At 54.3% G+C, this 12,567-nt stretch carries 9 protein-coding genes; 6 read left to right on the top strand and 3 right to left on the bottom strand.

Going from position 1 to position 12,567, the window contains the following annotated elements; all coding sequences use genetic code 11:
• The first annotated feature begins 127 nt into the window (after nucleotides 1-127).
• Nucleotides 128-970 (top strand): class I SAM-dependent methyltransferase, encoded by an 843-nt coding sequence (locus BM267_RS11505; protein WP_074780579.1) that lies wholly within the window; start codon nucleotides 128-130, stop codon nucleotides 968-970.
• A gap of 56 nt (nucleotides 971-1,026) precedes the next feature.
• On the opposite strand, the gene BM267_RS11500 is transcribed toward BM267_RS11505, so the two are convergent.
• Both BM267_RS11500 and BM267_RS11495 read right to left on the bottom strand, forming a co-directional pair.
• Nucleotides 1,027-2,424 carry a DcaP family trimeric outer membrane transporter gene (locus BM267_RS11500; protein WP_218144722.1) on the bottom strand — a complete coding sequence of 466 codons (1,398 nt, stop codon included), beginning with the start codon at nucleotides 2,422-2,424 and terminating at the stop codon, nucleotides 1,027-1,029.
• Nucleotides 2,425-2,498: 74 nt separating this feature from the next.
• Nucleotides 2,499-4,163 (bottom strand): long-chain fatty acid--CoA ligase, encoded by a 1,665-nt coding sequence (locus BM267_RS11495; RefSeq protein ID WP_074780583.1) that lies wholly within the window; start codon nucleotides 4,161-4,163, stop codon nucleotides 2,499-2,501.
• Nucleotides 4,164-4,604: 441 nt separating this feature from the next.
• On the opposite strand from BM267_RS11495, the gene dctP reads away from it, so the two are divergent.
• The 3 genes from dctP to BM267_RS11480 all read left to right on the top strand — a co-directional run bounded on the left by dctP (nucleotide 4,605) and on the right by BM267_RS11480 (nucleotide 7,578).
• Entirely contained in the window at nucleotides 4,605-5,648 is a 1,044-nt protein-coding gene (gene dctP / locus BM267_RS11490) for a TRAP transporter substrate-binding protein DctP (protein ID WP_074780586.1), read from the top strand.
• Nucleotides 5,649-5,722: 74 nt separating this feature from the next.
• Nucleotides 5,723-6,268 carry a TRAP transporter small permease subunit gene (locus BM267_RS11485; RefSeq protein ID WP_036990455.1) on the top strand — a complete coding sequence of 182 codons (546 nt, stop codon included), beginning with the start codon at nucleotides 5,723-5,725 and terminating at the stop codon, nucleotides 6,266-6,268.
• Nucleotides 6,265-7,578, top strand: a complete 1,314-nt coding sequence (locus BM267_RS11480; RefSeq protein WP_074780589.1) for a TRAP transporter large permease — start codon at nucleotides 6,265-6,267, stop codon at nucleotides 7,576-7,578. Before BM267_RS11485 ends, BM267_RS11480 begins: the two co-directional genes overlap by 4 nt.
• Before the next feature lie 119 nt (nucleotides 7,579-7,697).
• Here BM267_RS11480 and BM267_RS11475 read toward each other — a convergent pair whose 3' ends face one another.
• Nucleotides 7,698-8,735, bottom strand: a complete 1,038-nt coding sequence (locus BM267_RS11475; RefSeq protein ID WP_051610970.1) for a helix-turn-helix domain-containing protein — start codon at nucleotides 8,733-8,735, stop codon at nucleotides 7,698-7,700.
• 494 nt (nucleotides 8,736-9,229) lie between these two features.
• On the opposite strand from BM267_RS11475, the gene BM267_RS11470 reads away from it, so the two are divergent.
• Nucleotides 9,230-11,014 (top strand): DUF1302 domain-containing protein, encoded by a 1,785-nt coding sequence (locus BM267_RS11470; protein WP_074780592.1) that lies wholly within the window; start codon nucleotides 9,230-9,232, stop codon nucleotides 11,012-11,014.
• Nucleotides 11,015-11,038: 24 nt separating this feature from the next.
• The gene (locus BM267_RS11465; protein WP_074780694.1) at nucleotides 11,039-12,403 is read left to right on the top strand and encodes a DUF1329 domain-containing protein; all 1,365 of its coding nucleotides are present in this window, start codon (nucleotides 11,039-11,041) and stop codon (nucleotides 12,401-12,403) included.
• Nucleotides 12,404-12,567: the final 164 nt, after the last annotated feature.

Genomic DNA, 12,567 nt, shown 5'->3' with positions numbered 1-12,567 from the left:
TGCCGACCTTATACAGGGACAAGCATTGGGAGAAGCATGTCCCTTGGTTGGAATGGAGGTGCATAAGCAAGTCTGATAGGCCTGTCGTCATGCGCACGAGCTAATTTTTTCTCCCATGGAGTTGATGATGTTGAAGATAGTAATTGGCGGCATCCTGGTGCTTTTGGCCAGCCTCGTCAGTGCGCAGGAAAACACTACCGCGCCGAGACTGGATGCAGAGCAACAGGGGGTGATAAAGCAAGCGGTTGGGAGTAGCGTGAGGTCAATCAGTAATGTGATGCGCGATGCAGCCAGAAATCCTGAGCAGACTCTGACCTTCTTCGCAATCGAACCCCAGCACAGCGTTGTCGAGATCTGGCCGGGCGATGGCTGGTATACCGAGATTCTTGCTCCCCTCCTGCGCGATGAGGGGTTATATATTGCCGCGCATTTCGACCCTGACAGCGAACTGGAGTTTTTCCGCAAGTCCCGGGCGGAATTCCAGGCAAAGCTGGACAAATCGCCTGAGGTATACGGTGATGTTGAGCTGACCGTGCTGAATTACGATCCACAAACACCTATCGCGCCGCCAGCTTCGGTGGATCGTGTCCTGACCTTCCGCAATGTCCATAATTGGTTGGCGCAGGGAAGAGATGAGGCCTTGTTGGTATTCAGGAAAATGCATGCGGCGCTGAAACCGGGCGGCATGCTGGGGCTGGTGGAGCACCGTGCGCGTATTGGTACCGACCTGGAAACGATGATCCGGACTGGCTATGTGACTGAAGAGCTGATTGTGGAGTTGGCAGAGGAGGCAGGCTTTGAGCTGTTGTCCCGCAGCCCCGTCAACCAGAATACACGGGATACCACCACACACCCGGAAGGGGTATGGACTCTGCCACCGACATTGCGTCTTGGTGATAAAGATCGGGCGCAATATTTGTCGATCGGCGAGAGTGACAGAATGACGCTACTGTTTATCAAGAATGAATAAGATCGATGGTTGGTAAGAAGCAGCCCCGGCAATGGGGCTGCGTTATTGGTGCCGATTCAGAAATCAACCTTGGCTGACGCCATCACCTGCTCATATTGATATGACGTGGACTGCTCAATGGCAGCGAAGTCCCAATATGCGTATTCCAATCCCAGCGTGATGCGGTCTGTGGCGGCATACAGCAGGTTCAGATGGGCGGAAGAGAAGCGATCAAAATAGCGGCCCAGTTCCTGCGGGTCGGTATCGGTCACCATTTCCACTTGCGACAGGCTCAGGTTGGAACGCCATTTCGGTGACCAGTGTCTCTGATAGGCGGCGGTTGCGCCGTAGGAGACAGCAGGCTTGAGGTCGCCGTAAACAGTATCCCCATTAACATCCGTACCGTCGGTATTCAGAATATCCTGGAACGTTCTCAGCCCCGCATAGCGGCCCAAGGCACCGTAACTGTACTGTAGCCGCAGGTTATCCTTGCCAATAGTGGGGATGCGTGCCGACAGGGATGTTGCGCCTTGCAACGAGCGATCGCCGGTGCTTCCTTTTTCGAGGGTGCGTGCCATGACCGCAAGGGCGTAGGTGCCGTAATCGTTGCGCACCTGATAGCGCAGGACCGCATCAGGGAAGGCCTGATCGTGATCGCCGTCTTCCGGGTTTTCCAGGGCGGCAAAGAGACGGCCGCCCGGTGCATTCATGCTGTATCGCAGCAGCGGTTGGCGAGCATAAATGAAAGCTGCCATCTTGCCTTGATTGAGAATTTCCGGGATCGCTGCGAGTTCGGAGAAGGTCGTGACATCCTGCCCCACAGTCCAATCGCCCCAGGAAGCATAAGCTAGGCGTATTCGAGGGTTGTAGCTGTTGGAAACAAACTCATTGGCACCATCCTCGGAACCATGAAGATCGAACTCGAGATAAGTGGTGAGATCGCGACCATTCACATCCGGGGTGGCTGTGCGCAGGCCGAAGCGGCTTTCCCGAATGCTGGAGCCCAGGCGCCACCGATCAGCATTATCCGAACGGGCGAATTCGGCAAAATTGGCTGCTTGGCCCAGGGTACGGTTATTCTTGCTGCCGTCACCCCCGGAAGCGTAGACCGCGTCCGCTTTGATGAAACCGCTCACGGTGACAGTGGTGTCGCCGATCTTGATGCCTTTGCCTTCTCGCACGATCAGATCGGACTTGGCGATTGCTTCCCGGGTCTCTATGTTGTTTTTTTGTTGCGAGGCCAACTCGCTGCGTACTTCTTGTGCATCGTTGCGAGCGGCTGCCGCTTCGGCTTCAATGCGAGCGGTAGCTTCGTCAAGCTTCTGTTCAAGAGCTCTAAGCTGTTGCCGCAACGCTTCTATCTCTCCATTCTGAGCAGCTGCGGACCCGGCGCCCATCAACATGATGGGCAACCCCAGACAGGCGATGGTAGTTGCAAGTGGGCGCTTTCTAAAAAAAACGGTTGGTCTGATCATTGAAATCTCTTTTTTATTAAATGAGTCAGGCTCTAGGCCAAACGGATGGATTTCCTACCTCCTTGTGGGGGCACTTAGTGCCCGATCTTGTGGTGTTCCTGCTCTTGGAGTTCGCGCCACATGATTTTTCCGGATGAGGATTTGGGCAGCGCGGATACGAATTCGAAGACCTGGGGAGTCTTGTAGGCAGCCATGTTGCTTTTGCACCAGGAGCTGATTTCCTGCTCGGCCGTTTGCGGGTCTGCATCAGCCGATAGCACAACGCAGGCTTTTACTGTTTCGCCGCGTTTGGTATCCGGTGATGAAATGATGCATACCTCCTGAACGAGGGGGTTTTGATACATCATGCTTTCCACCTCAGATGGCCAGACCTTGAATCCCGAGGCATTGATCATTCGCTTGATGCGATCGACCATGTAGAAGTAACCATTGTCGTCATAGCGGGCCAGGTCGCCGGTGCGGAAGAATCGCTTGCCTTCCAGCTCAATGAATGCCGCCGCGGTTTCATCCGGACGGTTCCAGTAACCTTGGGCAACTTGCGGTCCATGGCTGATGATCTCACCTACTTCCCCCGGCCCCAGCAGCTCCAGGGTGTCGGGGTTGATGATCCGTGAGTCAACATCAAACATAGGGATACCCAGGCATTGGGGCTTGGGCGCGTCCGGCGGGTTGGTATGCGTTGCGGCGATTGTTTCCGAGAGGCCATAACCTTCTATGTAATGGAGCCCTGTGAGGCGGTAGAGTTTGGCAGCCACCGCTTCCGGCATGGATGCCCCGCCGCCGCCTATATGAGTCAGAGAGGAGACGTCGTACCTGTCGAGCTCCGGATTGAGCAAGAAATCCACCGCCATGGTGACAATGTTGGCCCAGCCGGTAACGTGGTAACGCTCAATCAGCTGTGCGGCTACGGTGCGATTCCAGCGCGTCATGATCACACTGGTCCCGCCGATATAAATCGGGCCGTTCATGGACGCTTGCATGCCGGTCACATGGAAAAAGGGGAGAGTTGCCAGTTGCACGGAGTTGACCGTTGCGCTGTTCCAGACCACACGTTGTACCGTTGTTGTCATGACCGAGCGGTGGGTGTGCATGCAACCCTTGGGAGCACCGGTAGTGCCCGAGCTGTAGGGAATAAGTGCCAGGTCGTCAGGGCCCGCAGTGTAGGGGGTGGGCTTGTGCCCGGACTGCAGCGCTTCATCCCAATTGGTACAGCCTTCATCGAAGCGGCCTGGGGAGGTCGCTACCTCTTCTGGCAGCTCAAGGTCAGTGGGGGCGCGCAAGCGAGTGCCGTAGGCGGACACAACGATATGCTTGAGGCTGGTCTTGCCGAGTAGCGGCGAAACATGACTCATCAGCTCATAACCGGCGAGACAGAACTCTGCATCAGTATCGGAAGCGTAATGCTCCAACTCAGTTGTGCGGTTCATCGGGTTTACCGGTACCACAATGCCATCGCAACGCAGAATGGCGTAATAACCTATGACGTATTGGGGGGAGTTCTGCATGTAAAGCAGTGCTCGATCACCCTTTTTCAGACCTTTTTTCTGCAGCCAGCCTGCCAGGGATTCCACTTCGCTCAGGAGTTCCGCATAGCTGATCGTAGTATCGTAGAAAATGATGGCTGGCCTGGCCGGATAACGCCGGGCAGATATCTCCAAGTTGGTTACAAGGCTGGTTTCGGGTAACGGCAGGCTTTTAGGAAGATGTTTCGGCCAGACAGCGTAGTGATGAGTGAACATTGAGTTATATTCCGCCTTGAGTCTTTTTTCTGTTATGTCTCTAATCGGTGTTTTTACTTGTTTTGTTCTGTTGTTACTGTGGCTTATTCATGGGCAATGAATTGGACAGTTGTTGGGATAGCAAGTCAATGGCAATGAAACCTGATATCACCAGGCGAAATAGGTCTTATCATCAAATTGAATATGCATTTTTATCCGACGACTGGTCTTTTGAGATCTGTCTTACTATCTTGTTAAGCTCTGCCGTTTGGAAAAGACTGATATAGAGAGGGTGCGTCACAGCGTAACGGGCCCGAACGGGATGCCAACCCTACTTTAGGAGGGTGGAAAAAGGGATGTTGCGATCACCTTTTTGTGTGCTATGGTTTGATTCTCTGTGTCGCCATGTGGAGCAGTATTTCGCACAGCGAAACTAATAATAAATAATGAAATGAGGCCGCCATGTTGTTTAGAACTCTTCGTCACAAGTTAGGTGTTGTCGCCGCGTCCTTGGCTCTGGCTACGGCTACAACCATCACTTCCACTGCAGCACTTTCTGACGATTCCATAACGTGGCGTGTGCAGTCGCACTGGCCTGGATCAAGTTCATCCTATGAAGATAGCCTTGTCAGAATAAAGAACATTATCGAAGAGCGTTCTGATGGGCGCCTGAAACTTCAGTTGTTTGAAGCAGGGTCGCTATTCAGTGCGCAAGAAACATTCAATGCTGTCAGTCGCGGCATTATCGATATGGGAACAATCTCGCCCTCATATGCCCAGAATCGTATCAGTCTCGCTGGTATTGCTTCTGGCTTGCCTTTTGCGTTTCGTAATGTCTGGGAAGCGACCTATTTTCATAAGGTCATGGGCTTTGAGGATATGTTGAAGGAAGAGGCCGCTGCTCATAACGTGTATTGGTCTACAGACAAAATCTATCCCACCGAGATGGTCCTGAAGCGCCCGGTCAATAATCTTGCAGACTTTCAGGGGCTCAAGATCCGCTCCTCCGGCGCACTGCAGAGCTTTCTGACAGCGGGTGGCGCAGCAGCATCCTATATCCCGGGCGGTGAACTCTATTCTGCGCTGGATGGGGGAATCGTGGACGGTGCGCACTGGGGCGGTTCGCAAGGTGCTGATAGCATGGCGTTGTACGAGATTGCGAAGTATCACGTACAGCCTGCCCTGAACATTGCCGGTACAGACGTGAATATCGTGAGCCAGCGTTCTCTCGACAAGCTGCCAGAGGACCTGCAAGAGATCGTCAAGCAGGCGCTGGAAGAGCAGTTCTGGTTCCGCACTAATGAGTACCTCTACCAGGAACGTGTTGCTTTGGCCAACGCGATTGCCGAGCAGGGCGTGCAAGTCAACACTCTGCCCGAGCCGGTAATGGAACATTTGATGAGTGTGGCAGAAGGGCAGTGGGAGAAGGAAGGTCAGCGCAGCGACAATACCAAAAAGGCATTAAGCATGCTTAAAGAATTCCTGGGCGAACTGGGTTACCTTTAATCGATCCATATCCCCGGGGGTGCATAGCGTCCGGGGAGTCTTAATAGGCCATACATATATCCGGGGAGGGTATAATGCGTGCAATTTCTGCATTCATGAATGGCGTGACGAAAGTCAATGAGTGGGTCGGTCGTATTCTTGCCTACCTCGTTATTCCTATCTTTGTTTTTATTTTAATAGAAGTTTTTCTCCGCTATCTGTTTAATGCGCCGACTGTCTGGACGAATGAGCTTACCCAGATGCTCTTTGGTCTTTATGCAGTGTTGTCCGGCGGTTACATTCTGGCGCACCGCGGACATGTAAATGTCGATATTTTCCATGCCACATTGCCCCGGCGAGTCCAGGCGACAGTCGACATCTTCACTTCCGTTCTCTTCTTTATATTTGTTATGGCATTCGGTTGGTTTGGGTACGAGATGGCCAAAGAATCAATCGCTACATGGGAAACGTCCTATTCCGCATGGAACCCTCCTATCTGGCCGATCAAACTGGCAATCCCTATCGGCGCAGGCCTTTTGCTGCTGCAGGGTATTGTTAAACTTATTCAGGATATTGCCATTGCCTTGGGTGTTAAGTGTCCCAATGCAGATGAAACAGGTGAAGCAGGGGATACACTGTGAGCGTTGAAGTTCTTACCCTACTTTTTTTCGGTGCCTTGGTATTATTTATTCTCTTAGGGCTCCCCCTGGTCTTCGTACTTGGCGGTGTCTCCGTCGTATTTCTTTACTTTACCTGGGGGATCGAGTCTTTTTACATGGTGTCGTCGCAGATCTACGGCAGCATGGGCAGTTTTACATTGGTTGCGATCCCGCTATATGTTTTCATGGCGATGATCCTCGAACGTACCGGCGTGGCACGCGATCTATACCATATGATGCATCTATGGTTTGGTGGTATGCGTGGCGGGCTGGCCGTGGGTACGCTCGGCATTTGTGCAATATTTGCCGCAATGGTCGGGGTCAGCGGCGCTGCCGTCGTGGCAATGGGTACGATCGCTCTGCCGGCGATGCTCCAGCGCGGATACGACAAGCGTATGGCGTTGGGCGTGATCAATACGGGCGGTGGTTGGGGGATTCTGATACCACCGAGTATCATGATGATCCTCTATGCCCTCATTTCCGGTGTCTCTGTTGGCAAGATGTTTGCCGCAGGTATCCTGCCGGGCCTGCTGCTGATCGTAATTACCGTGCTGTATGTCATTATCCGAAGCTTTCTCCAGCCTGAGCTGGCACCTGCGTTGCCAGCAAGCGAGAGGGCAAGCTGGCCGGAAAAGTTCCGTGCTGTGAGGTCGGTCGTTCTGCCTGTCCTGGTCGTGGTAATGGTCATGGGTTCCATTATCGGCGGTCTGACTACGCCTACTGAGGCAGCTGCAATGGGGGTGCTGGGGGCGCTGATATCTGCCGCCGTTTACCGCCAGTTGAGCTTTTCCATGGTGCATGAAGCAAGCATCCGGACGCTCAAGCTGACAGGGATGATTGCCTGGATCCTGTTTGCTGCGCATGCCTTCAGTGCAGCCTATCAAAGCATGGGCGCGCAACAGCTGATTGAAGGCCTGATGCAACTGATCCCCGGTGGCCCCTGGGGTATCATCATCGCGATGATGATCATCGTCTTCCTGCTGGGAATGGTCCTCGATCCACTGGGTATCATGCTGATCACCCTGCCGGTATTTCTGCCGATTGTGGATGCGTTGGGTTTTGACCCGATCTGGTTCGGTATCCTGTTCGTGATCAACATGGAAATCGGTTACATGACGCCCCCGCTGGGCTTCAACCTGTTTTATTTGAAAGCGATAGTGCCGCCTGGCATAACGATGAAAGACATTTATGCGTCTGTCATTCCATTTGTTCTTCTGGAAGTCCTCGCCATCATTATCATGATGATCTTTCCCCAGATTGTGACCTACCTGCCGAATCTACTATTTCAATAATAGGATCGGACGAAACAACAAATCCCGGATTTCCGGGATTTGTTGTTTCAAGAGCAAGCGAGTACATCAGGGGGGAGGAATATGGGAGACAAAGCGCTATTGCCGCTCGGTGGCCCCACTCAGCGTCCAGTCGACGACTCGGTAACCCGTTGCCGAAAGTTGGTGGGACTCATGTCTGTCCAGCGGCGAAAGGCTCGAGTGAAGCTGCTTGGATCGAGAAAACCCAGCTCGTAGGCAATACTGGTCAGTGAAAGCTGACCCTCACCAATCATGCGCATGGCGGTTTCTCGGCGTACTTCATCTACCAGCTGCTCGTAAGACGTTCCTTCCTGGCTCAATTTGCGCCGCAGATGGCGTGGGCTGATATTCATCGGGCCGGCGATGCGCTCTACCGAGATATCACCGGAACCCAGCAGCAGCTGAACCCTGCGTTTGACCTGTTCGGCCAGATCAGGGGAGGGCAGATTGGCAAGCATATCTTGCAGGGTTTCGGTCAAACGGGTGGCGATAAAAGGATCGGCACTGGGCAGAGGTTTTTCCAGCAGCGCCTGGGGCATGGCCAGGCCGTATACCTCACTGTTATGAATCTCTTCGCAACCCAGCAGACGCCGACAATGGTCGAGATCCAGGTTCGGCCGGTATAAGCTGGCGCCTTTGAGCAGACCGTCGCTGCCGGGATCGAGCTGCTGCAACAGATGGCCGAGATAACCGAGCATGGCTTCGAGTTGTTGGGTATGGGGTTTACCAACCGGAAGGATCAGCAGCCAGGATTCGTCGGCGTCGCGTTGCAGCTCCAGGCGCACCTGGCTACTGATGATTGGAAAGAATCGAATCAGATGCCCCAGGGCCGCAGCGACACTGCCGCACGCGCTGGCTGACAGGTTGAGCAAGTTGAATACGGTGGGAGTGAACAATCGCTGGAGCCGCAGGCCGAACAGGTCATCATCAGCTAGACGGCTGGCTTCTGCCCACACCAGGTTGCAGCTGGCCTGCTCAATGAAGGGGGTATCGGGCCGACTGCCATTGGTCAGGTTGTACGCAAGACTCGATTGTGCCAACCCCACGCCATAATGCCCCAGCGCGCGTTCGATCACGGAGACCCAGAAACCATGCTCCCGGACACGTGGTTTCGACTGCTCATTCAGGCTTCCCGGCATACTACTCCCTCTAATGCTTGGGATGTGAACACATCAATACTCTGTCTCATTGATGTTAAACTGCAACGCTGCTGACAACCCGTTTTCGACTGAAATCGTATTTCGCGTGGCGAAACTTGAAAATGAATAGCATGGCAAAGGGCTATGAGCGATCACCTGTTAGGGTGAAGAGCGCTTTTTGGCTCCTTTGCGAAAACCCGCCTTGTATTCATTTCCTGCCGCGATGCCGGTATGGCTGCTGAACTCCTTGTCCAGAGCTCTCTTTCTATCAAACATTCGTTTGACTTGCAATTTTGTTGCGTGGGGATGCTCCATTGGAGTCAAGCTGGTTTGAAATGGCTGATTGGTCAGATTTGTTTGATGAATGGCCGCTTAGGACAAATGATTTGGCCATCCAAGACAGGTTCTTTCTGTGGTGCTCGTGACAGACTCGGAAATGTCCTGAACGTGTCTCTTTGATACACAGGTTCATGTCACCCAAACGGAGCAGCACAATGACAAAAAAAATGCATGCTTGGTCGCTCGCGGCCTTGCCCCTGGCTATCGGATTGGCCAGTTTTTCAGGTTCTGCAAACGCAGTCAGTTTCAACATCGGGGAAGTCGAGGCTCAGCTGGATTCGCAGCTGTCGATCGGGGCGAGCATGTCTACCGCTGGCCGGGACAAGCGCCTGTATTATCTGCGCAGTGAAGGTGGTGAAGCTGCAGCACGTACCTCCGATGATGGTCGCCTGAACTACGACAAAGGCGATGTTTTCTCCAAAATTTTCAAGGGCTCCCATGATCTCGAGCTGCGCTACGGGGACTCGGGTGCCTTCATTCGTGGCAATTACTGGTACGACTTTGAAACCAAAGACGGCAGCCAGGATTTCTACGATATCGATGATTCCGGTCGTCATCCGCTGCAGAAAGGCGCGGGTATCCAACTGCTGGACGCGTTCGTTTATCACAACTACGCCATTGGCAATAACCCTGGCAACGTCCGTCTGGGCCGTCAGGTGGTCAGCTGGGGTGAAGGTGTCTTCATCCAGAACGGTATCAACGCAATCAACCCCATCGATGCCTCCGCTTTCCGCCGTCCCGGCGCCGAGCTGAAGGAAGGTCTGCTGCCGGTCGAGATGCTGTACATTTCCCAGGGCCTGACTGAAAACCTGAGCATGGAAGCCTTCTACCAGCTCAAGTGGCATGGCACTGTTGCGGATAACTGCGGTACGTTCTTCTCCACTACTGACGTGGCGGCGCGTGGTTGCACCGACCGGTTGATCTTTAATGGTGTAGATTTCCCACAGGGGGAGGCTCAAGCTCCTTTCTATATCGCCCGTACCCAGAAAGATAAAGACGCCAGTGATAGCGGCCAGTTCGGGGTGGCGTTCCGCTGGTTTGTGCCAGAGTTGAACAACACTGAGTTCGGCTTCTACGCAATGAATTACCATAGCCGAGGCCCCGTATACTCAAACGAGGTAGGTGGTCTGTTGGCTGGCCAAGCCCCAACACCAGGTTATGATGGCGGCGCCGGCGGTGCTGGCTATTTCTTTGAATATCCGGAAGACATTCGTCTGTATGGCATCAGCTTTGGTACCGACATTGGCGGTATGTCTGTAGCTGGTGAGATCAGCTATCGTCCGAATATGCCGCTGCAGATCAATACTGGAGACATGAGTCGCGCTGCATTGTATTTAGGGGCTGGCGCTGCTGATAATACGCACCGCTACCAGCCCGGCGAGGTTCAGGTCGGCGATTATCTCCAAGGCTATGAGCGCAAGGAGTTCTGGCAGGCGTCCATGAGCGCGGTCCATTTTATTGATCGCGTTATGGGTGCGAGCCGCCTGGCATTGATCGGTGAGGTCGGTGCGAACTATATCAGTGGCATCGGTAGCGGCAACGGGGAAACCAAGTTCGGTCGCGACTCGCTGTTTGGTCAAAGCCCCTACGCCGATGGTAGCTGCGATTCCAATGTTGCAGATAACCCGCACGGTGCGAGCTGGTGCGAGAACGATGGTTTCTATACCGACTTCTCCTGGGGCTACCGTCTGCGTGCCTCCCTGGACTACAGCAACGTGATTGCCGGTATCAACCTGAGCCCGAACATCGCCTGGTCGCACGACGTTGAAGGCTACAGCCCGAACTTCGTGGAAAATGCCAAGTCGATCAGCGTCGGGGTGAATGCCGACTATGCCAACAAGTACAACGCCAGCCTCAGCTACACCAACTTCTTTGATGGCAAGTACAACACTCTGGTCGACCGCGACTTCGCCGCTGTCAGCTTCGGCGTAAGCTTCTAAGGTTTAGGAGAAAATAATATGCGTATGCAAAAAACAGTATTGGGTGCATGTGGTCTGGCCCTGAGCATGATTGCCACTGGCGTTATGGCGCAGAGCCTGACCCAGGCGGAAATCGACCAGTTGGGTAACAGCCTGACGCCGGTCGGTGCGGAAAAGGCCGGCAACGCTGCCGGCACCATCCCCGAGTGGACCGGTGGTCTGGCCAGGGATGCTGGCAAGCAGATCGAGCGCGGCTTCTGGGAAAACCCCTATGAAAACGAGCAGCCCGAGTTTGTCATCACCGCCCAGAACTACCAGGAGCACAAGGACAATCTGACTCCCGGCCAGATCGCCATGTTCGAGCGCTACCCGGAAACCTTCCGCATGCCGGTGTACCAGAGCCATCGCAGCGTCGCTCTGCCGCAATCGGTCTACGACCAGATCAAGCAGACCGCCGGTAAGGCCAAGCTGGTCAATGGCGGCGACGGTATCGACAACTTCACCCACGGCAGCTTTGCCTTCCCGATTCCCAAGGCCGGTGGTGAAGTGGTATGGAACCACCTGACTCGGTATCGCAAGAACATTCATCGTTCCTACGTGCAGGCCATGCCGCAGACCAACGGCTCCTACACCCTGATCAAGTTCGAGGAAGACGTTGCCTATCCGCAGTTCATGCCTGACGTGGATCTGGAGAAGGCCGCCAACATCCTGGTGTACTTCAAGCAGCGGGTGAACGCGCCGGCACGTCTGGCCGGTAACGTGCTGCTGGTTCACGACACCCTGGACCAGTTGAAGGAGCCGCGCATGGCGTGGGTCTACAACGCTGGTCAGCGTCGTGTACGCCGTGCACCGCAGGTAGCCTATGACGGCCCGGGTACCGCTTCCGACGGTATGCGTACCACCGACAACTTCTCCATGTTCAGTGGCGCGCCGGATCGCTACAACTGGGAGCTGGTCGGCAAGAAGGAAATCTACGTTCCGTACAACAGCTACAAGCTGTCTGATCCGGACCTGAAGTACAGCGACATTCTGCAGGCCGGTCACATCAACCCGGAACACACTCGCTTCGAGTTGCACCGTGTGTGGGAAGTGCAGGGCAACGTGAAGGACGGCCAGCGTCATATCTACGCCCAGCGTAACTTCTTCTTCGACGAAGATTCCTGGATGCTGAACCTGGCTGACCATTACGATGGTCGCGGCACCCTGTGGCGCGTAGCCGAAGGTCACCTGGCCCACGCCTACAACGAGCAACTGCCGGGCTACAGCACCGAGACCCTGTACGACCTGCTGGCAGGCCGTTACATCGCTCTGGGCATGTACAACGAAGAGTCTTCCGCACCCACGTTCGGTATGACGCCTTCGTACAACGAATTCACCCCGGCAGCCCTGCGCTCCTCGGGTGTTCGTTAATAGCTGATCACTTTCGGTGATTGAAAAAGGGAGCTCTCGGGCTCCCTTTTTTCATGCAAGTCCCAACGGGAATTTGCACCAAACTTTTCCGGAAACGGTGCTGTCCAAAACCACAGCGGGAGGGGTTTTTGGCAAGCAGAAGCCTCTTCGTTACGTTGGGACCG

It is taken from the genome of Halopseudomonas bauzanensis, from assembly GCF_900114735.1.
GTDB lineage: Bacteria > Pseudomonadota > Gammaproteobacteria > Pseudomonadales > Pseudomonadaceae > Halopseudomonas > Halopseudomonas bauzanensis.
This window is presented reverse-complemented; position numbering and strand designations above follow the sequence as displayed.